Genomic DNA, 24,125 nt, shown 5'->3' on the forward strand with positions numbered 1-24,125 from the left:
CCTTGACCGCGGCGGCCGCATGCTCCTTGTCCTCGGCGTTGCAGATGTCCTGGATGGCCTTCTTCGCCGCGGGCTGGGCCGACTTCGGGAGGCTGTCGAGGCAGTCGGCCGTTTTGTGGACCCAGCATCCTTGGTGGAGAGACGTAATCCGTGGCGGACAGGTCGCGCTCGCCGAAAGCCTTGTGGTCGGCCTGCCACTGCTGCGTGAGGCGGGTCACGGTGGCCGGGGACCGGCCGGCCGAGGAGCCGAGGAGCTGCTCGAGGCCGGGCACAAAGTCCCCCGAGGACAGGCCGTGCAGGTAGAGCAGCACCAACACCTCGCTGATCTTCGGGGACTTGCGGCACCACGGCGGCAGGAGCGTCGAGGAGAACTGCTTGCGCTCACCCGTCGCCTCGTTGACGCGCTTGTCGTTCACCAGCGGCGCCTTCACCTCGACCGCCCCGGCCACGGTCGTCACCGATCGCGGCTGGTGATAGCCGGGGCGGGAAGAGCAGCGTCGCTCCTGCGCGGGCGATGCGCTTGCGGGACTCTCTAACCGCTAAGAACTTCGCCCTTTTTAGACATTTTATAATAACTATCAGCCGATAGTTCGAGCTTGAACACCATTCCATACTGCTTACGTATGTCGGCGATCTGCTTCTGTGCCGGCTCGTGCAGGCACCGAGTGACCGGCGGATCGCTCTTCATGCATGGACGGGGCTCCGGCACCAGTTGCCGCTTGCTGCTGCGTACGGTGTCCCATGACAACTTCTGCGAAGACCTGAACAGCACTGAAGGCTCCGTCACATGCGCGCCGTCCGGGTTCGGTCCGTGGCCGCGGTAGTAGCTGACAAGTCTCCTGCGGTGGTCGTCATGGTTGAACGGGATGGCATCCGCCGAGCCTCCGTAGTGGTCGCCAGCGGTGAAGACTCCGTCGAGAACGTCTGCGATGTCTTGCGGGTCGGCTCCGTAGTAGGCGGTGAGGCTCAGGGAACAGCGGATCTTGTACTGGTCGTCGCCGGTCTGGAAGAACCACTCTTTCGCTGCTCCGCCTTTGCAAAGGTCATCGACCGTGACCAGGGCCAGGGCGAGAGGGGTCTTCCTGTCGTAGGCATCCGCGATGGAACGAAGGCGCTCTTCGGCCTTGTCCCGGGCCTCTTTGGCCTGTCGGCTTCCGGCGAGTCTGCGTACCTCTTTGGGACTGGTAGCGCGGTTTTGGGAGGAGCAGGCGGTCACAGCGAAGATGAGGAGGACAGAGACGAGGCCGAAGAGGCGCTTCGCGGCGTTGCGTAAGACGGTCGCGGCGTTCTGTGTCTGCTTCACAGTCATGCGGTCATTGTGGCAACGAGGCGCAGCACGGCGTGCCTGTTTGAGGCGCCCCCACACTCGCCGATGGACGTCGCTACTTGCCCGTCCTCAGAGTGCGCTCGAGGGAGTTCGCGTAGAGGCGCGCTCCTCCGATCTTGGGGTGGAGCAACTGGGCGGACAGGCCATACCTGTTGAGGAGAGGGAAGTCCACAGCCGGGCCATCGGATGCGGTAAGGGTTTTCACGATCCCATGCACTTGTTCGGGGTCGCCGCATACTGCTTGGCCCTCAAAGTCCTTTGTGGGGTTGGAGAACCAGACGGGAACGCCCTGCTCCTTGGCGTCGTCGGCTGCGCCCTGCATGGCGCCGGCCAGGGCGGCGGCAGTGCCGTTGAGCCACGCGGTCGACTCAGAGGTCAGGCCGATGAGGGGAAGACCCAGGACGCTGAAGCTGAGGCAGGATCCGTCGTTGGAGATCAGGGGCGGGTAGCCCATGAGGACGATCTGCGCGTTTCTTGGCGAACGCATGAATCTGGAAGAGGGTCTGGGTGATGTCAGGGCGGACGATTTCGTTGATGATGCCGGGCACGGCGTTCGACAGTGGCTGACCGACGAATTTCTGGTCCCGGCCATGTCGGAAGAAGGGCGCCTGAACCGGCCATATACCCGTCAGCAGGTGCCGAGCGGTGACTCCGCGTGCGGTCCGAGCAGCTCGCGCGGGAGCCGGCCAGGGCGCGCGATGACAGAGCGAGGTTGTCCATGGCGCCGCGGAATCTCATGACGCACCCGGAATACGGGAGTCCGATTTTTCAGTGCCTATCCGACTTGTCGGCCTCATTTTCGCCTGGGTAACCTAGCCGATGATCAACACAGTTACCTGCAGGAAGAGGACTCTCCCCATGCGCAACCACACTCGGGCCGGCGTCATAGCCACCGCCTCCCTCCTCGCCGCCGCGGGCCTGGCGGCTCCGGCGTCGGCCGCCGAGTCGGCCGCTGCGGTCCGCAACGCGGGCCCCTCCTGCACCTCGCTCTCCAACGGTTCGCTCTGTGTGGGCATCATCGACGGCGGCCACACCGTGAACGTCGTGTACGGGAAGACCGGTGGCTCCCCGGTGACCGTGAAGTTCGGTTACCGGAAGGGCAACACGAAGCACGTCAGCAACGCGTACACGGTCAAGAAGGGAGACACGAAGACATACAAGTTCAAGAACCAGAACCTGGGCTGCAGCACCATCTACGGTCTCCTTTCCGTTGCGGACCAGGGCAACTTCGAGACGCCGGGTCTGCACAACACCGGTTGTTGATCAGCATCGTCGCCGCCCGGCGTCCACGGCGCCGGCGGCGTGCGTTGCCTTCACAGCCTGTCGTGGTTCAACTGGTCGTCGCGTAATGGGAAGGCCCCGCCGACCGGGAGGGCGAAGGCCGGCAAGGCGACGTGACGATCCTGCTCCGGCGAGGGCGGCGCCCAGGTGCAGCGGGCGCTCGACGGTGTACTTGACGGTCTTGTAGCGGGCGATGGTCAAGGCGCACCGGCGGGCGACGAGTGGCACGAGCGGTGGACCGCAACGTGGAAGACAGCCTGGCCGCGTGTCGTCTGCCCGGTCCGGCCAGCGGGCGGAGCGACGTCACGCCCCACGTAACCTCTTCCTGTGCCTGCACCCCGCCTGCATCGCGTCGCCGTCCTTGTCCTCGAGGGCGCGAAACCGCTCGACGTCGGAATTCCTGCGCAGGTGTTCACGACCCGCGCGAGCATCCCGTACGAGGTCCGGGTGTGCGGGGCGACACCCGGTCTCGTGACCGGCGGCGACGGCCTCGCGTACTCCGTCGCCCACGGCCTCGACGCGCTTGCGTGGGCCGACATCGTCTTCGTCCCCGGCTACCGGTTCCCGGACCGCGACGACCCGCCGCAGGCCGTCGTCGATGCGCTGATCGCCGCCCATGATCGGGGCGCCCGGCTCGCCGCCATCTCGACGGGTGCCTTCGCGCTCGCCGCCACGGGCCTGCTCGACGGCCGGCGCGCCACGACGCACTGGCACTACACGCGGGCACTCGTGGCCAGGCATCCACTCGTCCAGGTCGACGAGAACGTGCTGTTCGTCGACGAGGGCAGCGTGCTCACCTCGGCCGGCGCCGCCTCCGGCATCGACCTGTGCCTGCACATCCTGCGCGGCGACCTCGGAGTGGCCGCATCCCACCACGCGGCCCGGCGTCTGGTTGCGGCCCCCTACCGCAGCGGCGGCCAGGCCCAGTACGTGCCGCGCAGCATCCCCGAGCCGCTCGGCGAGCGGTTCGCCGCCACCCGCGAGTGGGCGCTGCACCGGCTCGGCGAGCCCCTCACCCTCGACATACTGGCGCTGCAGGCGGGGGTCTCGCCGCGCACGTTCTCCCGACGCTTCGTCGAGGAGACCGGCTGCACGCCGATGCAGTGGGTGATGCGCGCCCGCATCGACCTGGCCCGCGAACTGCTCGAGCGCTCGCAGCGCAGCGTCGAACGGATCGCCGCCGACATCGGGCTCGGCACCGGCGCGAACCTGCGCCTGCACTTCCAGCGCATCCTCGGCACCACACCGAGCGAGTACCGGCGCACCTTCACCCGGGGCGAGTAACGCCCGGCACCGCATGGCGGGATCCTTTTGAACCATGGCGATCCCGCCACTGTCAGCGGCGCCGGCCGCGGGCGAGCCTGGTGTGGAAGGGAAGGGACATCACTCATGACTCGCATCGCCATCAACGGATTCGGCCGCATCGGACGCAATGTGCTGCGCGCACTGCTGGAGCGCCACAGCGCCCTCGAGGTCGTCGCCGTCAACGACCTGACGGAGCCCGCCACTCTCGCCCGGCTGCTCGCCTACGACAGCACGGCCGGCCGGCTCGGGCGCCCGGTGACCGTCGACGGGGACGCCCTCGTCGTCGACGGCCGTCGGATCACGGTGCTGGCGGAGCGCGAACCGGCGCAGCTGCCGTGGGCCGAGCTCGGCGTCGACATCGTGCTTGAGGCGACCGGCCGCTTCACGTCGGCCACGGCCGCCCGCGCCCACATCGACGCGGGCGCGAAAAGAGTACTCGTCAGCGCGCCGGCAGACGGCGCCGATGTCACCCTCGCGTTCGGGGTCAACACCGACGCGTACGACCCCTCCGTGCACACGATCGTCTCGAACGCCTCGTGCACGACCAACGCGCTTGCCCCGCTGGCCAAGGTGCTCGACGATCTTGCCGGCATCGAGCACGGCTTCATGACGACGGTGCACGCCTACACGCAGGAGCAGAACCTGCAGGACGGTCCGCACCGCGACGCCCGCCGCGCCCGCGCCGCTGCTGTCAATATCGTGCCGACCACGACAGGCGCTGCCAAGGCGATCGGTCTCGTGCTGCCGAAGCTCGACGGCAAGCTGTCGGGCGACTCGATCCGCGTGCCGGTTCCGGTGGGATCGATCGTCGAACTCAACACGACCGTCGCTCGCGACGTGACGCGCAAGGACGTGCTGGCGGCATACCGCGCCGCGGCACAGGGGCCGCTCGCCGGCGTACTCGAGTACTCGGATGACCCGCTCGTGTCGTCCGACATCACGGGCAATCCCGCCTCGGCGATCTTCGACTCGGCCCTCACCCGCGTCGACGGCCGCCACGTCAAGGTGGTCGCCTGGTACGACAACGAGTGGGGCTTCTCGAACCGGGTGATCGACACGCTCGAGTTCCTCGCCACCCGCTGACCGGACACCGGGGGGGTGCCCCGCCACCGGCGACCGCGCCGGCCGGCACTTCCTTTGGGCGCTCTGGTTGAGGCGATGATGGTGGCAGCCTCCCGCTGCTCGGCCGCATGGTGGGAGCGCAGCGTGCGTTCCGCCTGGTTGAGGCGGGCGAGGTCCACGGTCAGGGTGTCGCTCGGGGCGGGGCGCGTCCGGTATCCGAGAAGCCCGGTGGTGACACGGCAACTCCCCCTACCTCCCACGGGAATCCCGCTTCCGACCAGGAGTTCCGGTCTGCTTCCGGTCCAGTGCCCCACTCCTCACACAAGCCACAAGCCACAAGCCGCCTGACAAGCGCACTTCCAGACGATGTCCGGCTCCCGCATACGTAAGATGGAAAGACTCCGCAGCCCACCCCGACAGGCGGCGGAGCCCCGGAAGATCAAGGAGGTGGCGTGATCACGATGAAGCATGCCGCTGCTGGTGCTGCCTGACGGGGGACGACGCCGACGGCAGTGAGACTGGATGGACACCTACCGGCGGCACGTGGAACACCCGCGTGACAGTGACTGGGACAAACAAGCAAACCCAGTCGTGGTCCGGATCCAGAGTGGCAAGCGCACTCTGGTGAAGCTGGAGCCGGAAGTAATCGCCACCCACAACGGCGGTGAACCGCGTCACTCCCCGGTCAAGCCTGCGGCCCCTGTTCTGGCAGGGGGAGAGCGAACGGAACCCTGCGCCTCCGATGCCGTCGAGCGCCACTCCGCGAAGGGCTACATGATCGTCCACCAATGCACCGGCTGCGGCACCCGCGGGCGCAATCGCATGGCCGACGATCCGCACCAAGGCGACGAACTCGACGCCGTCCTCGCCCTGATGCGCTTCAGCCATCACGAAGCCGGACACACAAACGGCGCCGGACACACGTCTGACGCCCCTGCGGCTCCCGTCCACGGCGGGAGCCGCTTCCCCACGCCCGGTGGCTCCACACCCGCAGCGCACCATGGCGACTTCCGCCGTGGAGCCGGCAGAGGTTTCCGGAGGTTTCCGCTCGGCGTCGCACCTACGCTGAGCCTCACCGATCCGTCCCTGTCCGGCAGCGAGGCCGGCGCAGAGGCGGAGAGCCGGAGCCGCATGTCGCCGGACGCCTCGCCCTCGCCATCTCTTTGATGGCGCTGCCGTTCGTGTTGAACTCACTAGGTGCGCCGAACACCTTCTTCCTGGTGCTGCCCATCCCGGTCGGGATGTGGTTGCTCATCTTTCTGGCGCTCCGGGTCGGCCATGGGCGGCGCTTGAACGTGTGCCGGAAGGTCCTGCACACCTATCCGCTCGAATACCGAACGCGAGTGGAGAGGAAGGAGGGAGACAGGAACGGGGACGAGTGGAAGTACCTCGGCACCATTCACACGATCAAACTCTCCAGCCGCGGCCGGCACGGCGCCCCCCGTATGCGGGCCGTCAACGCCACGACGGTGCGGCGCTGGCCCAAGGGTGCCGAGGACGGCGGCGCCTGGTTCGCCGGTGATCCGCACTTCGGCGGCGTCATGGTGGTTCCCGGCAGCAACGCCATGCTGTTCATGCAGCCCGCGAACTGGGAGAAGTTCGCCCCGGAGCGTGCGCAAGCAGATGCCGCCCGGATCGCACGGGCGCAGCAGGCCGGCATCACCGAGCTGATCGAGCGCGACCCGAACATCGCCGGCTGGGTGTGATGCGAGCCGCGCTCTACGGCACGGGCAGGTGGGCCCGTCAGGCACCTTCGGCTCGGCCCGCTCGGCCCGCTCGGCCCGCTCGGCCCGCTCGGAACAAGGCCCGTTGACACCACACCTGCGGGACAGCCCTCAGCTTCTGGCCGCGCGTCGAAGGTCTGCCGAGAGGTGGTGTTGCAGCGGCTGACCGACCGCCGCGAGGTCGTGGACGAAGTGGAGCGTGTCCTCGTCGGTCAGGGTGTAGCGGCGCCGGGTGGCGTTGACCTCCTTGGCGGTGGGGGTGAGAGCCACCTGGTGGGTGCTGAGGTCGGCCGCGCCGTCGTCGGCACGGCCGACCAGGATCTCCGCGATGCCGGTGGGCTGGGTGATCAAGGCTTCCACACCCCCCTCGGGCTGCATCCGCCACCAGCCGCTCTCCCGGGCCGACGGCCGCAGCGGGGTGCCGTCCGCGTCGAGCAGCCAGGCGCGCGTCTCGTACTGGAGGAAGGGACGCCCGTCGTGGCTGAAGGTGACCTCCTGCGCGTACGTGAACTCCTCGGCGAGCGTCGGGTACTCGCCGCGCCCCCGGCCGACCCAGGTGCCCAGGAACCCGATCAGCGGGGCGAGCAGTGCGTGCGGTGCGGGCGCTTCGTTCGGTTGCAGGGCTTCGGGATCAAAGTCGGTACGCATGGTGATCAGTATCCAGCCTCCTAACGAGCGGAACGGGGTTCGGCCTGGCGCCGGGTGGCGTGGATGGAGCCGAGGAGATGGAGGGCCTGGGCGCTGGGGCTGCCCGATTCGGCGTGGTAGATGACGAGCTGCTGGCCCGGGGCGTCGCGTACGTCGAAAGACTGGTAGGTGAGAGTGAGGGGGCCGACGTCCGGGTGGAGAAGGTCCTTGGCGTCCTGAGTCTTGCCGCGCACGGTGTGGGTGTTCCAGAGGCGGGTGAAGTCAGCGCTGTGCTCGGTGAGGGTGCGGACGAGTTCGCGGAGCCGCGGGTTGTCCGGGTCGAAGCCGGCTGCCTGGCGCAGGTGGGCGACGGTGGCCCGGGCGGCCCGGTTCCAGTCCGTGTAGAAGCTTCGGCCCGCGGGGTCGAGGAAGGTCATGCGGGCCAGGTTGTCCGCCGCCCCGAACGGGGTGTGGAGGGCATCGGCCAGGGCGTTGGCGGCGAGAAGGTCCAGGGTCCGGCTCAGGACGAAGGCCGGGGTGTGCGGGTAGCCGTCCATCAACTGGTGCAGCGCGGGACTGACCCGCTCGGCGGCGTGGCCGGGCGGCTGGTCGCTCGGTGTGGCTCCGGCCAGCCGGTACACGTGCGCTCGGGCATCCGTGTCGAGGCGCAGCGCGCGGCTGAGGGCGTCGAGTACCTGGGGTGAGGGGTTGCGCTCGCGCCCTTGTTCCAGGCGGGTGTAGTAGTCGGCGTTCACTCCGGCCAGGACGGCGACCTCCTCGCGGCGCAGTCCGGCGACTCTGCGGGCCCCGTGGCTCGCCATGCCGACGTCCTGCGGCTGCAGGCCGGCGCGGCGTGCGCGCAGGAAGTCTCCCAAGTGGCTGTCGTCCATGCGTTCAGGCTAAGGGCTGTCCCGTGGGCGGTGGATCGGTGTGCTGCCCGGGTGTGCCGCACCCAGGCAGCACACGTCCTGGTCGACGGCCGCTGAACTGCCCAGACTCGGTGGCGCGGGGACAGAACCGCACCAACCGAGGAGAGGAGTCCGCCATGGCCGGGACCGCTGACGGCGACCACGTCGACGTGGTCGGGATGTGGGTGACCGCGGACGGTCACATCCGTCAGGAGCTGCTGCCGGACGGTCGCTACGACGAAGCCCGCGGCGAGCGGCGCAGCGCGTACACGGGCCGGTACACGGTGACCGGCAGCCACCTGGACTACGTCGACGACACCGGGTTCGGCGCGACGGGCGACATCCGGGACGGAGTGCTCCACCACGAGCACCTCGTGCTCTACCGGGAGGAGAAGTCGTCATGACGGAGGCTGCCAAGATCGTTCTGATCACCGGGGCGAGCAGCGGGATCGGTGAGGCGACCGCCCGCCGGCTGGCCGCCGACGGTCACCGGCTGCTCCTGGGCGCGCGCCGCACCGACCGTCTCGAGGAGCTGGTGGAGCGGATCACCGCCGAGGGCGGTACCGCGGTGTTCCAGCGGCTCGATGTCACGGACGCCGCCGATGTGCGGGACTTCGTGTCGGCCGCTCGAGAGCGCTGGGGGCGGGTGGACGTGATGGTCAACAACGCCGGGGTGATGCCGCTTTCGCCGCTCGCGGCGTTGCGGACCGACGAGTGGGACCGGATGATCGACGTGAACGTCCGCGGTGTGCTCCACGGCATCGCCGCGGCCCTGCCGGTCATGCGGCAGCAGGGTGGCGGACAGTTCGTGAACATCGCTTCGGTCGGCGCGTACGAAGTGGTGCCCACCGCCGCGGTGTACTGCGCGACCAAGTTCGCCGTGCGCGCCATCTCCGAGGGGCTGCGTCAGGAGTCGGCCGGCGACGTCCGGGTCACCGTCGTCTCCCCGGGGGTCACCGAGTCCGAACTGGCCGATTCCATCGCCGACCCGCGCGCCCGCGAGGACATGAGGGCCTACCGCTCGGTGGCCATCCCCGCGTCCGCGATCGCGGACGCCGTCGCCTTCGCCATCACGCGGCCCCCGGAGGTGGACGTGAACGAGATCGTGGTCCGCCCCGCCGCCGGCGCTCAGTAGCCCGCCTCGGCAGGGCCAGGGCTCGGTTGCCCGAATCAGGATCGAAAGGGCCTGAGTACGCCCCTGCGTTGCAGCTCCACGATGTGCTCCGCTGCACGCCGGGGCGCTTCGCCGCCGCTCACCAGTACTCCTGCCTCGATATTGCGCCGCGCTGCGGACTGCGTCAGGTTGGCGCTGCCCACGAAGAGCGTACGGCGGTCGGCGACCGCGAGTTTGGCGTGCTGGCGCGAGTGAGCGTGCTCGGCCGAGTGACGTGCCCAGCACCAAAGGCGCACTCCGGCCACGGACGCGAAGGCGTCTGCCGGCTCCCGGCCCGAGAGGAGACCGCGTGCGCCGGCAAGCGTTTCGACGACGATGTGGATCCTCACGCCCCGTGCGGCAGCCTCCGTCAGAGCGTGTGTCAGCGCTGGGTAGGGGCGAGCCGCGTACGTCATGGCCAGGAGTTCGTCATGAGCCTCGTTGATGACCTCGACGAGTACCTGGGCGGTCGCACGCACCGGTACGGCCGGAGTCGAGGGGCCGCTCCACACCGTGCGGACCTGGACCGTGTCCCGGGCACGCAGCATGGCCGCGACATAGCCGCGCACATACGCGGCCGCCTCGGCGGGAGAGACCGACTCCGTGCCCATCGCGTCGTAGAGCGTCGCGACGGCGTCGCTGACTCCCGGCGTGGCCAGTTCGGTCAGCACCCGTTCCCTGCTGCGTCGTTGTGCCAGCAGCCCGGCGAGGTCCTTGCCACGGGAGAGGCCGAGGGCCGCGACGGCGGCCTCGGCGGCGGTCTCGAACGCACGCCGACTCACGGCAGCAGACCGGCCGGTGTCAGTAGCGCTTCCTTGTCCTCGGAGAGCGGGACGAGGAAGCGCCGGTCCAGGAACCGATTGGCACGCTCGCAGGTCGTCTCGGAGACGAAGAGGCAGACGTGGCATGCGGCGCCATGGAGGTAGTCGCCCGGATGGTGCGGCAGACGTTCGGAGCAGAGCGGGTCCGCCGAGCAGTGCCCGGCGTCGGCCAGGGCCCGGCGGATGATTCTGCCGAACTCGCGCTCTTCGGCGAGGGAGACCAGGCCGCCGAGGGTGCCCTCGGAGTCCGGAACAGCGGTGTAGAGGAGAATGCCCGTCCGCGGGCTCTCGTCGTCTCCCGCATAGATCCGCTCACCGAGCGAGGCGGAGTTGTAGCCGCATTCCAGGGCGATGGTGCGGATCAGCAAGTGGGAGAGGGTGTGCAGGGCGATGTAGCGTGCGCCGGGCCAGCCGTGGAAGGGGTCGAAGTCGCTCGTCTTGCGGTCCGACTTCCGGTTGGCGCGGAATCGGCCGTAGGCCTCCCTGTGGGCCTCCATCTGCGGCGACTTCTCCATGCGGGCCACCCACTCGGCCATGAGGTCGTCCCGCACGCGCAGGAAGATGCCCTCGCCGCGTACCTCGCTGGCCGGGACCCAGGGCTGCGTACCGCGGGAGAGGTCTACGCGAGTGGCGATCTCCGGCGACTCGGGGTCGGGGGCGTCGAGTCGGGTGAAGCCGATCAGAGCGCGGGCCTCGCGCAGGCGCTCGACCTGGCGGATGTCGGAGAAGAGTTCGCTCAGGGGCGTGGACACGGAGATCTGCCGCAACGCGAAGTCATCACTGGGCGGAGGAACAGGGCCGGAGAGTGCGTCCCATTCGGGGCCGAAGAGATCGGCCTGTACGTCGGGCGCGGAGGGAGCCGGCCCGTTGGCCCCCCGCTTGCGAGCCGTGATCGCCGCGACGACCGCGTCGGCGTCGAACTCCGCGAGGAACCCGAACTTGGGCATGCGCGCCATGAAGGCGAACTGATCTCGGTCGTCGATGAGTTGCAGGTCGGGCCAGTGGTCGTCGAGGAGTTTGCCGATGTCCCCGCCCGGTGCCTTGGGCAGGGCCAGCGCGCTGAGGGTGAGCGGGAACCACTGGTTGGATGCGCCCGCCACCATCAGGACGGAGACCTGCGTACAGGCGGTCGCCTCGTACGTGCCGAGGTGCGGGTGTCGTCCACGGCACTGGGGCAGATTCCGACGGCCGCGTTCCCCCATCGCCTCCCGGATGTTGCGCTTCTCGCCACAGGCGACGCATTCGATGGTGACGTTGGCGGCCTGGTTGCCTCCGTGGTCCTTCATGCGCAGCTTCGGGCGCGGGGTCCTGCCGCAGGTCTGACCGTGGTGCGCGTACGCGGTGTACGGAAACTCGTCGAGATGGCCCGCCGTGCAGACGAGGGTGAAGCGAGCGGCCACCGCGAGCGGCTTTCCCCGCTTGCAGTCATGGACGAACTTCGCCTCGTGCGGTGTCCGCGGGTTGGAGTTGACGAAGGCGAACTCACCGGAGTCGACGGCGGCCAGTACGTTGCAGGCGGTGCAGCGCAGCCATTGAGGAAAGGGTGTGACGGGTACGCCGATCCCCTGTGCGGCCCAGCCCTTGGGGTCCGTGTCCCCGCCCTCCGACCAGGGAGCGGCACGCAACTGCTCGACCTGCCCCCGCCCGTAGCGCTGGAGGGACCGGTTGACGGCTGCGCGCAGCCGAGGATCGTCGATGTCGTAGTCGGTGATGCCGGAATAGCTCCAGGAATCGAGTCCTTTGACGAGAACCGAGAAGTTCGGCAGGTCGACGAGGGAACCGACACCGGCAGTGAACATGAGGTGGCTGGGGCGGACCGCGCCGACCCTGCGATTGCCGTGGTTGCTCATCGCTGCGCCTTCCTGCCCGTCTCGGCGGTGGTAGGTCCGTACTCGTCGCTGTCCACGGTGGCCGCCATGTCGTGGTCGATGGCGCGCACGGTGTCGGAGGTACCGAAGTCCCAGTCGGGTCCGCCTCCGGAGGACTCCTCGAGGAAGGTCCCGCCCCCGGGCAGCAGGAGGTTGATCTCGTTCTCCGTCTCGCGCATCGACATCCCGACGGTCAGCTCCGTCCACCGGGATCCGTCCGCGCGCCTCAGCAGCCCGTTCACGACGGTCGTCCTGCGCTTCTCCTTCCGGTAGCCGAGGGCCGAGCTGTTCTCGTCGCGCTTGCGGCGCCACTCGTCCTTCAGCTGGTCCAGGCGTTCGCGCAGATACCGGCGGGGCCGTTCGCCCGCCACCCGTTCGGCCCGTTCCAGGAGCCGGCGTTCGACGTCCTGGGCGAGGGGCCCGTCGAGGTCGACATGGTGGGCGTCCAGGTTGCGGGAGGTCTCGTACGCCGCCTGCCGCAACGCGGCCACGTAGGTGGCGGCGACGCCCCTGTCGAGGGCGCGACGGGTGAAAGGGGTGACGGAGAGGGCTTCGACCTGGCGGTAGAACGTGGCGTGGTAGTGCTCGAAGTCTTCGTAGTGGGCGAGGTCGCGAGGGCGTGCCCAGTTGTAGAGGGTGACGACGAGACCCGGGCGCTCGGGGTCACGACCGACGCGGGAGGACGCCTGGATGTACTCCGCGGTGTTCTTGGGCTGTCCGACGACGAGCATCAGACCGAATCGGGAGACGTCGACCCCCACCTGGAGCATGGAGGTGGCGAGGACCACATCGACCGCCTGTCGGGCGGTCGGTGTCATGGAGGCGCGGGGTTCACGCTTCTCCTTCATCGCGGCCGCATACTCGCGCAGGAAGGCGCGCCGGCGGTCCGAGGTGTCACGTTCGGGGTCGAAACCGATTTCCAGACGTTTGAGGGCCGCGCCGATGTCGGTCGAGGAGATGCGGGAGGTGAGTTCCTGGATGCTGAGCATGCCGGCTCTGCTCACAATGCGATCAGCCAGCGTGTCCTGGCCCTTCCGACTGCCGTTGGAGCGCACCCGGGTGGTGATGTCGTCATCCATGTACCGCCGCATGCCCGCGAGTTCACGGGTCGCGTTGAAGTAGCCGACCAGTGTCATATAGGGGTCTGCCGGCTTGCCGTAGCCGTCGAAGAGTTGCTGTCCCGCCAGGAGCAGGATCTCGGCGACCCGGATCTCGGCGGCCTTGAGGCGGGTGCCGTGCGCGCACACGCCCAGGTAGCGTCGACCGGGGTTCTCACGGCTGAGCTCGACCTGTCGGGAGAAGAACGTGTCACCGACGTCGAGGACCTGCGGCGGGAAGACGGCGACCTTGCGCCCGAAGACGCCGAGCACCTGATCGGCGGCCCGCTTGGTGGTCGCCGTCGAGGCGACGATCTTGGGGCCGACCTCCTGCTTCTGCCCCCGCGCGTCAGTGACGCTCCAGGTGCACAGCTGATCGACAGCGGCTTCGAAGAGACCCACGATGGTGCCGAGCGCACCGGAGATCAGGTGCAGCTCGTCCTGAATGATCAGGTCCGGGGGGCGCAGCCGCGTGACGGGCTGTGCGGTGACGCCGGGCAGGTCGCCCTTCGCGTTGTGGCGGCCTCCGCAGCCGGTCTTGGCGTCGAGGTCGTCGTGGCGGTAGCCGTGGCGAGGGCAGATCTCGGTGACCCGGCCGAACAGCAGGCCGGCGTAGCCGTTCCACGGGAGCTGGGCGAACTTGTCGACCGTGGCGATCAGCAGCGACGGGGCGAGCCGGTAGATCTCCTCGTCGACGGTGAGCACGGGGATGCCCTCTCCGCGCGCCTCGCGCCGCGAGAAGGGGCAGCGGTCCTCGCCCTCCCCGCGTGGGCAGTACAGCAGAACGCGACGTCGTCCTTCGTCGTACTCCATGTGGGAGCGGGCCGTCAGCCCGCTGCCGCACCAGGGACAGGTGAGGACCTGAAGGACTCGGGCGTGCTTGTCACTCGCGCTCTCCTTGGCGTCGGCGATCTGCTCCTTGGCCTCGTCGAACCAGTTGGGCGAGACGGAGGTGCCGACCCAGAGTCCGATGCGGAAGGGGGTGGCGCCCCAACGGGCGTCCCGTGCGAACTCTTCGCGGCGCAGCACCTCGCAGGCACTGACCAGGGCGGCGGCGCGCTGGAACTGTTGGGCGGTCAGAAGGCGCAGGGTGTAACGCATCAGGACACCGACGCCCGCCTCGCCGCTCCGGGCCTCCGTTCCCGAGCCGATGGTGCCCTGTAGGCGTCGCAGCGCGAACTGGTAGGCGGTGAGGCCGAGATACGCCTCGGTCTTACCACCGCCGGTGGGGAAGAACAGCAGGTCGACGAGTGCCTCGCGGCCGGTGCCGCGATGGGCGTGTCCGGGCTGGGTGAGGGAGTCGAGGTTCAGCAGGACGAAGGCGAGCTGGAACGGGCGCCAGCCGGCAGCCTCCTTGCCCTTGGCGTAGATCTCGTCGTACGCCTCCTGGTAGGAATCGCCGTCGTCCTCACGGCCGGCGCGGGCGGCGGCGATGGCGGTGTTGCGGCGCTGGAGCGCCATGGACCGGTTGGCGAACCGAAAGGCCTCCAGAGCCGTGTCGTCGGCCACGAGCCTGTCGATGCCCAGAGTGATGCGGTCGCAGACGTCCAGCGCCTGCTCGATGGCGACGCATGCCGATGCGCGCAGGTCGTCGGGGAGCGAGTGAGCCCTGTGCCGCTGCTGTTCGAGCCAGGTGCCATAGCCGTCGGCCAGCGGAGCGAGTGCGGCGCTGAGCTCGGTCCGGCGTGCGGGCACCGCAAGCGCGGCGAGTTCGTCCATGCCGAGCTCGAGCCCGCGAAGGAGATCCTGGTCCTCGACGCTCGGTGCGGTGGTGGCCCGGACGTCGTACTCCGGGAGCCAAGTGGTCGTGAGGCGGTGCGCGTTGCGCTCGCCCTCGCGCACCTGCGCGTGCACGGCGACGTTCCGACCTTTGGCGTGGCTGAGGCTGTCCCGGTAGAGGAGACGGAGCCGTCGGTCCTCGGGGGCCTCTGGGGCATTGCCCCGGTTCGCGGGATCGAGAGGGTCGTCGACCGGGAGGAAGACCGCGGCGTGGTCGTCCGGGAATGCAGTGACGTCGATCTCGGCCTGGAAGAGCCAGTGGGCGTCGCGAGCATCGCGGCTGTCCTGCTGCCGGTTCACCAGGGCCAGTTCGACGACGCGCAGGTCTTCGGCACCGCCTCGTTCGGCGCGTCGCCCTAATCGCCGTATTCGTACGTCGAGGACGACGGCGTCGCCTTCGAGCTCGACGATCCGATCGGCCGAGCCGGTGACGTCGATGTCCACCGGGTGCTCGATCTGCTCGCGCGACCAGACCCTGCGGGTCGCGCCCCGGTCCGGGTCTTCCTCGGACTGCGTGTAGCGGCCCCAGCGGACGTGGGCGCTGAGCGTGCCGACCGAGGCGGGAACCGCGAAGGACAGCCCCATGGACGACGCCCAGATGTGGCCGGCGGCCTGCGGGGTCAACCGGTCCTGGGGTTCGCCGTCGTCGCCTTCCTGCTCGTCGCCCGATTCGCTGTCCGCGCTCTGGGCGGCGGCTCGTGCGATCCGGTCCGCGGTGACGGCCTGCGGTCGCGGCCCGAGCATGCCGACGAGGTACCGGTCGCGCGGCCCGGAGGAGGCATTCGGGAGCGTTTCCGTCTCACCGTCCCAAGGCCCCAGCAGATCGCGGCGGACGTAGGTCACGAACCCGTCCCGTACCGCGTGGGAATCCCCGGCGCGGAACGTCTGGGGTACCGCGTCGAGCGGGTGCGGGACAGCGGCCTGGGCAGGCTGGGCCGGCATGCGGTAGGTCCTTTCGGACAGATCCGGTGGGGCACGAGCACGGTCGGTCGTACAGCGGCAGGAGAAATATAAACCGTTGACTGAGTTCACACAATGATTATCTGACGTTCCGTCGCTCCGGGCGGGGCGAAGTCCCTAGGCTGGTCCCCGACCGCCCCCACCACCCACCGCGACCCGAGGACGCCATGCCCCGACTCGCCCTGTCCGACGACTTCGTTGCGGACCTCATCTCTCTCCAGAGACCCGTACAGAAGGAAGTCAACGACGCGATCCAGATGTTCCGGAGCATGACGGTCCCTCAGCTCCACGCCAGCAAGGGCATGCACCTGGAGAAGCTCGGGCGGGCGCACGATCCCCGGATCCGCACGATACGCATCACCAAGCTCCACCGGGGCGTTCTCCTGGCCCCCGACGACGGAAGCGAGCTGTTCACCCTCCTTCGGGTCGCCCCCCACGACGAGGCGATCAACTGGGCCTGCAAGCGCGTCTATTCGGTCAACGGCGCCACCGGGGGCCTGGAGGTGCGCAACGTCGATGCGCTGGAACAGATGGAGACGTACTTCGAGACGAAGGCGGTCGCGACTCCTGCCCGCCTCTTCGAAAAGCACTCCGACACCGTGCTGCGCGACCTCGGCATCGACGCCCAGGTTCTGCGCCTGGCCCGCGTCTGCGTCACGGCCGACGATCTGACGGTCATGGCACCGCCCATGATGCCCGCCGACCAGTACGAGGTACTGGAGTACCTGGCGGCCGACTACTCCCCCGAGGACGTCTGGGAACAACTGATCGCCGCGCGGGGACAGACCGTGCGCACGGCGGAGGAACGGCCGACGGTCACCCTCACCGAAGCGATTCTCAACACGCCCGACCGCATCGTGGAGGTGACCGGCCCCGGCGAGCTGGAGCGCATCCTCACCGAGGACCTCACCCGCTGGCGCATCTTCCTCCATCCCGCACAGCGCCGCCACGCCTATCACTCCGGCTTCAACGGGCCGGCTCAGGTCACCGGCGGCCCCGGCACCGGCAAGACCGTCGTCGCCCTGCACCGGGTCCGGCACCTGCTGCGCACCGGCCGTTCGGACGACCGGATCCTGCTCACCACCTTCACCAACGCCATGGCGGCCGCTCTGCGCGACAGTCTGGCCCTCCTGCTCGGTGACACCGATGCCCATCTGCTGGCCCGCGTCGACGTCACGACGGTGGATTCACTCGCCGCCCGGGCCATCCGAGAGGCGCGGGGCACTGCACCCAAGCCTCTATCCGGCGCTGCCGAGAAGAGCGCCTGGACCCGTGCCACCGCACGCGAGGAGCTCCCGTGGACGGAACGCTTCCTGTCCCAGGAGTTCCGCAACGTGGTCCTCGCGCAGGGGCTGCGGACTCCCGAGGAGTACCTGCGCTGTACGAGGAGGGGGCGCGGGACGCAGGTGGGGCGGGTGCAGAGGGCCAGGCTGTGGCGCGTCATGGATCGGTTCACGACCGACGTCGCCTCGCGGGACTCGGCGACGTACACGCAGCTGTGCGACCAGGCCGCCCGGATCCTGGCCGAGGGCGGGCCGCGGTACCGCCACGTCGTCGTGGATGAGGCACAGGACCTGCACCCGGCCCAGTGGCGGGTGCTGCGCGCCTGCGCGGCCCCCCGATCCGACGACATGTTCCTGGTCGGCGACCCCCATCAGCGGATCTACGACTCCCGCGTCTCGCTGCGCTCCTTGGGAATCAACGTCCGTGGGCGCACCTCCCGGCTCCGCCTCAACTACCGCAGTACGGAGGAGATCCTCCGCTGGTCCGCATCCCTCCTCGACGGTCAGCCCGTGGGCCGGCTCGGTGAGGACGACGACGATGACGGCGGTCGGGACTCGCTCCGCGGCTACCGCTCCCAGTTGCACGGTCGAATCCCGGCGGCACGCGGATACCCGAGCCAGGACGAGGAGCTGCGGGCGTTGATCGAGCAGGTCCGGACCTGGATCGACCGGGACGGTGTGAAGCCGTCCGAGGTGGCGGTGTGCGCCCGGTTCAACACGCTGGTCGACGCGGTCGTCACCCGCCTGCGCCGGGAGCGCATCCCGGCGGTCGCGGTCAAGGACGATCCGGGGCCGGGGGTGTCCGGTGTGCGGGTGGCCACCATGCACGCGATGAAGGGGCTGGAGTTCCGGTGTGTGGCCGTCGTGGGCGTCACGTCGAGCGTGTTGCCCTTCGCCCCGCAGGTGACGCCGCCCGAGGTGGATCCCGTGCAGCACCATTCGGATCTGCTGGCCGAGCACTGCCTGCTGTTCGTGGCGTGTACGCGGGCTCGCGATGCGCTCGCGATCTCGTGGAGCGGTGAGCGGAGCCGGATGCTGGATCCGGTCGCCGACTGAGTCCCGCAGGGGTGTGCCGCCCGACCCGAGGCCGGGTCTCGGGCGGCACACCCCATGAGCGGATGCGGAGGTTTCGGGCTCTTGACCCGGCCCGGGCCCCGTGTGCTCAGGCCCGGATCTCCCGGACGACGACCGTGCGCGCCATGCCCCGGGAAGCGTCGTAGGCGATGTCACATCCCGTCGGCTGCCACATCAGCGCGTGCCCCAGCGGAGACGAAGGCGCGACGGCGTCCGCCTCCTCGGTGGACAGTTCGGCCACCACGTACAGCGTGTCGTCATCGACCTGTCCGTCGAATTCCAGAACGAGCAGCGCACCGGGGGTCACGACCTTCGGCGCGGCCGCCTCCCCTCCGACGCGGACGGCGTCGAGGAACGTCCGCAGGAAGCCGAGGCGCTGTGTACGTCGGTCACGCTGATCGGCCTGTGTCCTCCGGAGGAAGACGAGGTCCGTCGCAGCCGTCCCGTCGGGAGTCTCGTCCGGGGCGTCGACGGCGGCCTGCAACTCCTGCATCTCGCGGACCAGTCGCTGGAAGGCGGCGGCGGGAATCTCCTGAACCGGGACCGGCACCGGGGCCGGGGCGCGAAAGGCGCCCCCCGGGCTCGCATCCACCGTGGACCCCTGGTCCCGGATCTCCCCTTCCCGGCCGTCCCCGTCCGCCCCGCCGACGGACGGAACCCCGGTCCTCGCCCCCTCGACGGGAACGACGGACTCCTCCGCAGATGCACCGACCGGCTCGATCCCCAGCCTCTCCAACTCGGCCCAGAGCGGCGCGAGCGCCTGCTCCCGGTCGAGATGAAACCGGCTCCCGCGCAGTCGGACGAAGGTCCAGTCGACGCGCTCCAGGTCACGCTGCCGGGCGGCCGCCGTGGACGCGTCCTCGCCGTCGGCGAAGGCGTCGCCGTCGCAGGCGACCGCGAGTCTGCGTGTCCCGCCCTCGACGACCAGGTCGATCGTGTGGCGGCCGACCCGATACCCCGGCCGCACCCGGTACCCGGGGGACGTCAGCTCCAGATACACCTTCTGCTGGAACAGGCTGTCGAACGCTTCGTGGCGTACGTCGGGCAGTACGGCACCGTTGACGGCAACGGTGTCCTCCTCAGCGGGCCGGGTGAGGTGATCCAGCCACTGCCGGCGCAGGTCGTTCTCGTGGAACTGTTCCGTGCGGGCGCTGTGGAACACCCACACCTGGTCCTGAGCGCGCGAGGCAGCCACGTTGAGGCGCTGTTCGTACGTCTTGCCGTTGAAGCCGCCCGGCACCGTCCCGGCGGCGGTGGTCGCCGAGTTGACGCAGGAGATGAACATGACGTGGCGCTCGTCGCCTTGGAAGTCCTCGGCGTCACCCACCCGGATGCGCCGCTCCTCACGCTGCTCGTAGTCGAGGCGTTCGGCGAGCAGATTCTCCAGCTCCGCCAAGTACCCCTTGCTGGCGCGGAGGCTGATGACGCCCATCGTCCTCCCGTCGTACGCGGGGTCGGCGCAGCAGCGCACCACCGCGTCGACGAGCGCTTCGGCCTCGGCGGTGTTGGTCAGCCGGGTGTGGGTGCCGGCGGCCTCGCCCCGCTCGACGTACACGGTGCGGATCGGGGCGAGTCGGTCGGCACCGTACTGCCGCAGCGGCTGCAGCCGGCCGTCGTAGCACAGCTCGTTGGAGAACGAGATGATCTCCGGCATGCACCGGAAGTGCTCCTTGAGCATGAGCGTGCCGCGGCCCGCGGAGAGCGCCTCCGTGAGATCGAAGAAGCTGGAATCGGGACCGAAGAGGCTGCGGACGTCCGGCTCGAGAGCGGTGAGCAGCCGGTCCCTCAGATGGAAGTACTCGTCCTGCTTGAGACCGACGTTGGAGGGGCTGACCTGCTTGCTGTCGCCTACGACGACCATCCGGTCGGCGAGCCAACTCAGCAGCATGGCCTCCAGGCCCGACTGGCTGGCCTCGTCGACGATGACGACGTCGAACATGCCGGGCCGGTCCATGGGGACGGTCTCCGCCACCTGGTGCAGCGGCATGATCCAGGCCGGCACCGCCGTCTGCGCCTTGCGCAGTGCGGCCTGTGCGTCGCGCCGGTACCGGTGCTGGTACTTGCCCTTGATACGGCGAGCGGCCTGCTGGTACGCGCTCAGCGCGCGGGACTGGTCTCCGGTGAGCAGCCCGAGACAGCGGTGCCAGGCACGGGCGGCGGCGAGCCTGGCGAGCATGATGCGCGCCTCGTCGTCGGCCTCCGTCAGCCGCCTTCGCAGGGCGCGCTCGGCCTCCGGATCGGTGAGCCGCTCCATGCGGTCGCGCCATCCGGACCAGGCCCAGGCTTCGGGGAGCAACGGCAGCCGAGTGTCCCAAGCGGCGTCCTCGGCGGCGTCGGTGATCCGCTCGGCGAGTGCGGGGAACGCCTCGCGCACACGGGTGAGTGCCGCGTGCTGTTCGGCACGCAGCCGGACGGCGCCACGGACCTCGGCGAACTCGTGGCCGAACTCGCGGTAGCCGTCCGGGTCCTGGGCCCGCACGGTGTCGAGTGCCCGCCCGACGGCGGGCGAGACGCCGGGCCGGTCGCTCCAAGCGCGCAGAAGTTCCTCGGTGTCGGCGATGATCCCGCGCGAGTGTTCGGCTGCGCGCAGCGTGGTCGCAGCGCGCAGCAGGGCTCGTACGGCATCCTCGACGGAGGGGTCGTGCCAGGTGGCGACCGCCAGTTGCGGCGAGGTGGCCGCGGCGGTGAGCACGTCGGTGCGCGCGGCGGCGACGGCGAGCAGCGCGTCGAGCACCCCGGCGTCCTGCCGCAGGCGAGCCAGACGCGGACCGTGCCCCTGCCATGCGCCGGTTGCGGTGTCCCACTCGGATTCGACCTGCGCCAGGCGCAGTTCGAGCTGGACCCGGGCCAGGACGACGGCTGCGGTTCCGAGGTCCTCCGGAGCACGCCCGTCGACCCGGACGGTCGCCACGAACGCGCCGACGGCCTTGGCCAGCTTCGAGCGCGTGCCGAGCGGCCCCCGCAGCTTCTGTCCCTGGCCGAGCCCGTCGTGCAGAGCGGTGATGTGGCCGAGGGCGGTGACCGGGTCGTACTGATCCAAGCCACTGACCATCGCGGTGCCCAGCGTGGCGAGCGAGGCGTCGACCGCCGCCAGGGCCTCGCTGACGGCAGCCTGTCTGCTGCGCGTCTGCCAGTCCTGCCCTCCGGTCACCTGCTTCAGGAGTGCCGCGGCCCACTCGCCGGCCGCAGCGGCGAGGGACGCGGCTCGGGCCCGGGTGGCGGAGAACGCGTCGAGTGCCGTGGAAAGGCGCTGCTGTTCGGCCTCACCGAGGCTGCGCACCGCGGTGTCGTACTCCTCGCTCAGGGGGTCCGCTCGCACCGCGGCGTGCGTTTCCTCCGCCGAACGCACGGCTGAGACGGCTTCCTCGAAGTCGGCGGGGCTCGGCAGCTCGGAGGGGTCGGGTACGTCGGCCGCCAGAGCCTGCTGCTGCGGGGTGAAGGCGCGGGTGGCGTGCAGGAGGCGGAGCGCATCCTCGGCGCTCAGGGTGGGCTGTTCCTGTGGGACCTGGCCGAGCCAGTCGTACCTTCCCGCCTCGGCGGTGAGACGCTCGGCGATCTCCTGGAGGCTGCCGCTGTAGTCGCCGATCTCCGCCTCGAAGCGATGGGTCTCCTGTTCGCGCAGCACGGCGAGGTCGCGCAGCATGGCCTGCTGGGCGGACCGGGCCGCGGCGAGTCGTGCCTGAAGCGCACGGATCTCACCGTGCGACGCTTTCGGGTCGTAGCCGGCGTACTCGTGCAGGATCTTCTGTACGGACGCCTCGAGCTCCCGTTGGGCGGCCGCGCCGTCCTCGGTACGGCTCACGCACAGGTCGCGGACGGACTCCGGCAGTTTGTCCCGCAGCACGCGCAGGGCGCGCGGAGTGTGGCTGGTGATGAGGACCCGCTTGCCCTGGGCGAGCAGGTCCGTGACCAGATTGGCAATGGTGTGCGTCTTGCCGGTGCCGGGCGGTCCCTGGACGACGACGAGCCGGTTGGCGCGCAGACGTTCGGCGATCGTGCGCTGCTCCTCGTTGGCGGGCAGCGCGAAGTACATCTCGCCGGCGTCGGTGTCCGCGCCGTCGCCCTCGGCCGCCGCAAGGTCTGCGGCGGTCAACGCCCCGTCGCGGCCGGCGATGTGGCCGAGCAGTCCGGTGGGAGGGGTGCCCGCGTCGATCTGGCGGGCGATGGCCTTCAGGGCGTCCATCGTCGAACGGCGGTTGCGTTCCCGCAGGACGAGTGCGGGTGTGAGTCCCACCTGCGGTACGTCGAGGGTTCGCGGCGTGGTGCGCTCCACGGTCGGCAGGTAGCTTCCGGCGCTGTGCGCGGCGTTGGCCCAGCTGCGCAGGGCGGTGTGCAGGGCTTCGAGGTGCCCGGGGTCCGTCACATCGGAAGCGCCTTCCAGCATCTCGACGATTCCCTCCCGCACGGGCCCCGGGACGTGCTGGGCTCCTTCGAGCATGCCCTCTTCGAGCTCCAGGCCGACGCCCGTCGGGTCGGGGGAGGCGGTGAGCGTGCCGGTGGACGGGTCGAGCTGGATGGCGGCCCGATGGGTGACCAGGTGCCGTTCCACACGCTGGCCACTACTCGTCTGCCAGGTCAACCGACCGAGCCCGAGTACGAGTTCGTACGCTTCACCGAGGTTGGCGGCGTCCTCGTGCATCTTGTGAAGCCGGTCGTAAAGCTTCACGAGGGGATCGATCGCGCGCCGACGCTCGGCCCAGGCGAGCCACTCCTGTTCCCAGGCGGCGTAGAGCTTCTCGATCTTCTCCCGCTGCGGGTGGGCGTCCAGGTCGTGGTAGACCTTTTCGAGCGGAATGCCCCGGGACCAGTCCGGGAACTCGGGCTCGATCCGCCGACGCAGATGCGGGGCGCGGGTCTGCTTGAAGTCCCGGATGCGGATCTCGTCCACCCATGCCGCGAGGAGCGGCTCGGGATGCGGGGCGTCCTCACGCTCGGGGCGCGCGACGGTCAGCCAGGCCGGATCCTCGGTGGCGAGCACCCCGTCGAGCATCACCTCGATGCCGGGGGTGTCCGGCAGTTCCTGGAACCACACGGTGCCGGCCGCACCGTCGAGCGTGCGGACGGGCCTGGCCTTCGACTCCTCGGCCTCGGCGAGGAACCGGAAGATCTGCCGGACGCGTGCGGTGTCGGTCTCGTCGGCGGACGGCGGGTCGCCCCCCTCGGCGGGGCGCCCCTGGTCACCCGTGGGCTCCGGCTCCGGCTCCGGCTCCGGCTCCGGCTCCGCGAACAGGGACTCCTGCTGCTCGCCGAACAGCGCCACCTGATCCGGGAGCGGCATCGACGTGCTGCGCGTCGCGGTCGCCGAGCGGGCACCGGCCGTCGCCGTGCGGGCGCCGGCAGGGGAGACCGGGGCGGCCACTGCCGTGGTGAAGGTGACGCTCTCCCGATCGTGCGCACTCGGAAACCGCACCTCGATGTCCAGCTCCGCGACTGTGCCGGCGGGGATGCTGTAGGCCCACGTCACCGAGACCCTGCGCCCCTTGCGCAGGGTGCCTTCCAAGGCGTCGTCGAGCACTTCGGTCTTGTGGTCCTGTACCTGGCGGCCCGTCTTTCCGTACGGCCCGGTCCTGACGAGCAGGCCGATGCCGTCGACGTCGATGGGCCGGCCGGTGCCATTACTCAGATACAGGCTGCATCGCACCAGGTCGTCGCCCCGCCGATACCCGTACGAGTCGTCGGCGTCGACCAGTTCGTACGGCATGACGTCGTCGACTCGCACGTGCAGCCCGTCGCCGTACTGGTAGACGGAACCGATCGGCTGCACATCGTCACTCAGGCCACCCTCGCCCTGGTTCACACGCCACCCCACTGCCGCTGAGGGCCACACGGTGGCCACATGGTGAAATCCCGCCCGGC

16 protein-coding genes and 2 pseudogenes are annotated in these 24,125 nt (G+C 69.7%); 8 read left to right on the top strand and 10 right to left on the bottom strand.

The genetic code is table 11. The features are described 5' to 3' along the window. Position 1: 1 nt before the first annotated feature. From ACGFML_RS13350 to ACGFML_RS13360, 3 genes and pseudogenes are all read right to left on the bottom strand, one after another. Positions 2-500 (bottom strand): annotated as a pseudogene (locus ACGFML_RS13350) (transposase); the annotation flags it as partial. A 32-nt stretch (positions 501-532) separates the two neighbouring features. Then, positions 533-1,309, bottom strand: a complete 777-nt coding sequence (locus tag ACGFML_RS13355; RefSeq protein WP_393543087.1) for a hypothetical protein — start codon at positions 1,307-1,309, stop codon at positions 533-535. Positions 1,310-1,382: 73 nt separating this feature from the next. Then, positions 1,383-1,781 (bottom strand): hypothetical protein, encoded by a 399-nt coding sequence (locus ACGFML_RS13360; protein ID WP_393543089.1) that lies wholly within the window; start codon positions 1,779-1,781, stop codon positions 1,383-1,385. Positions 1,782-2,185: 404 nt separating this feature from the next. Here ACGFML_RS13360 and ACGFML_RS13365 point away from each other — a divergent pair, with 404 nt between their 5' ends. Then, positions 2,186-2,590 (top strand): hypothetical protein, encoded by a 405-nt coding sequence (locus ACGFML_RS13365; RefSeq protein ID WP_393543091.1) that lies wholly within the window; start codon positions 2,186-2,188, stop codon positions 2,588-2,590. 68 nt (positions 2,591-2,658) lie between these two features. Here ACGFML_RS13365 and ACGFML_RS13370 read toward each other — a convergent pair. Beyond that, positions 2,659-2,812 (bottom strand): annotated as a pseudogene (locus tag ACGFML_RS13370) (polyprenyl synthetase family protein); the annotation flags it as partial. Positions 2,813-2,935: 123 nt separating this feature from the next. On the opposite strand from ACGFML_RS13370, the gene ACGFML_RS13375 reads away from it, so the two are divergent. From ACGFML_RS13375 to ACGFML_RS13390, 4 genes are all read left to right on the top strand, one after another. Continuing rightward, a complete protein-coding gene (locus ACGFML_RS13375; RefSeq protein ID WP_393543093.1) occupies positions 2,936-3,892 on the top strand; it encodes a GlxA family transcriptional regulator in 957 nt (318 codons plus the stop codon). A gap of 105 nt (positions 3,893-3,997) precedes the next feature. Next, positions 3,998-4,996, top strand: coding sequence for a type I glyceraldehyde-3-phosphate dehydrogenase (gene gap, locus ACGFML_RS13380; RefSeq protein ID WP_393543095.1), 999 nt, complete (start codon positions 3,998-4,000; stop codon positions 4,994-4,996). 501 nt (positions 4,997-5,497) lie between these two features. Continuing rightward, positions 5,498-6,142 (top strand): hypothetical protein, encoded by a 645-nt coding sequence (locus ACGFML_RS13385; RefSeq protein ID WP_393543096.1) that lies wholly within the window; start codon positions 5,498-5,500, stop codon positions 6,140-6,142. Positions 6,143-6,156: 14 nt separating this feature from the next. After that, positions 6,157-6,681 (top strand): hypothetical protein, encoded by a 525-nt coding sequence (locus ACGFML_RS13390; protein ID WP_393543098.1) that lies wholly within the window; start codon positions 6,157-6,159, stop codon positions 6,679-6,681. A 129-nt stretch (positions 6,682-6,810) separates the two neighbouring features. Here the strand turns inward: ACGFML_RS13390 and ACGFML_RS13395 are convergent, their stop codons facing one another. Both ACGFML_RS13395 and ACGFML_RS13400 read right to left on the bottom strand, forming a co-directional pair. Beyond that, on the bottom strand, positions 6,811-7,347 hold the full coding sequence (locus ACGFML_RS13395; RefSeq protein ID WP_393543100.1) for an FABP family protein: 537 nt from the start codon (positions 7,345-7,347) through the stop codon (positions 6,811-6,813). A gap of 20 nt (positions 7,348-7,367) precedes the next feature. Beyond that, the gene (locus ACGFML_RS13400; RefSeq protein ID WP_393543102.1) at positions 7,368-8,216 is read right to left on the bottom strand and encodes a helix-turn-helix domain-containing protein; all 849 of its coding nucleotides are present in this window, start codon (positions 8,214-8,216) and stop codon (positions 7,368-7,370) included. Positions 8,217-8,371: 155 nt separating this feature from the next. Between ACGFML_RS13400 and ACGFML_RS13405 the strand changes: the two genes are divergently transcribed. Then, complete coding sequence (locus ACGFML_RS13405) at positions 8,372-8,638, top strand: Atu4866 domain-containing protein (RefSeq protein ID WP_393543103.1); 267 nt, start codon at positions 8,372-8,374, stop codon at positions 8,636-8,638. Beyond that, positions 8,635-9,369, top strand: coding sequence for an SDR family oxidoreductase (locus tag ACGFML_RS13410; protein ID WP_393543105.1), 735 nt, complete (start codon positions 8,635-8,637; stop codon positions 9,367-9,369). Before ACGFML_RS13405 ends, ACGFML_RS13410 begins: the two co-directional genes overlap by 4 nt. A gap of 35 nt (positions 9,370-9,404) precedes the next feature. Here the strand turns inward: ACGFML_RS13410 and drmC are convergent, their stop codons facing one another. The 3 genes from drmC to drmA are packed head-to-tail and all read right to left on the bottom strand — an operon-like array spanning position 9,405 to position 15,894. Beyond that, positions 9,405-10,169 carry a DISARM system phospholipase D-like protein DrmC gene (gene drmC, locus ACGFML_RS13415; RefSeq protein ID WP_393543107.1) on the bottom strand — a complete coding sequence of 255 codons (765 nt, stop codon included), beginning with the start codon at positions 10,167-10,169 and terminating at the stop codon, positions 9,405-9,407. Continuing rightward, a complete protein-coding gene (gene drmB, locus ACGFML_RS13420; RefSeq protein WP_393543109.1) occupies positions 10,166-12,058 on the bottom strand; it encodes a DrmB family protein in 1,893 nt (630 codons plus the stop codon). The genes drmC and drmB overlap by 4 nt, the downstream gene beginning before the upstream one ends. Further along, positions 12,055-15,894 carry a DISARM system helicase DrmA gene (gene drmA, locus ACGFML_RS13425; protein WP_393543111.1) on the bottom strand — a complete coding sequence of 1,280 codons (3,840 nt, stop codon included), beginning with the start codon at positions 15,892-15,894 and terminating at the stop codon, positions 12,055-12,057. The genes drmB and drmA overlap by 4 nt, the downstream gene beginning before the upstream one ends. A gap of 185 nt (positions 15,895-16,079) precedes the next feature. On the opposite strand from drmA, the gene ACGFML_RS13430 reads away from it, so the two are divergent. Further along, complete coding sequence (locus ACGFML_RS13430; protein WP_393543113.1) at positions 16,080-18,251, top strand: UvrD-helicase domain-containing protein; 2,172 nt, start codon at positions 16,080-16,082, stop codon at positions 18,249-18,251. 106 nt (positions 18,252-18,357) lie between these two features. Here ACGFML_RS13430 and ACGFML_RS13435 read toward each other — a convergent pair whose 3' ends face one another. Further along, positions 18,358-24,066: an AAA domain-containing protein gene (locus tag ACGFML_RS13435; protein ID WP_393543115.1), complete on the bottom strand. Its 5,709-nt coding sequence runs from the start codon at positions 24,064-24,066 to the stop codon at positions 18,358-18,360. Positions 24,067-24,125: the final 59 nt, after the last annotated feature.

Source organism: Streptomyces sp. NPDC048650, assembly GCF_043199095.1.
GTDB lineage: Bacteria > Actinomycetota > Actinomycetes > Streptomycetales > Streptomycetaceae > Streptomyces.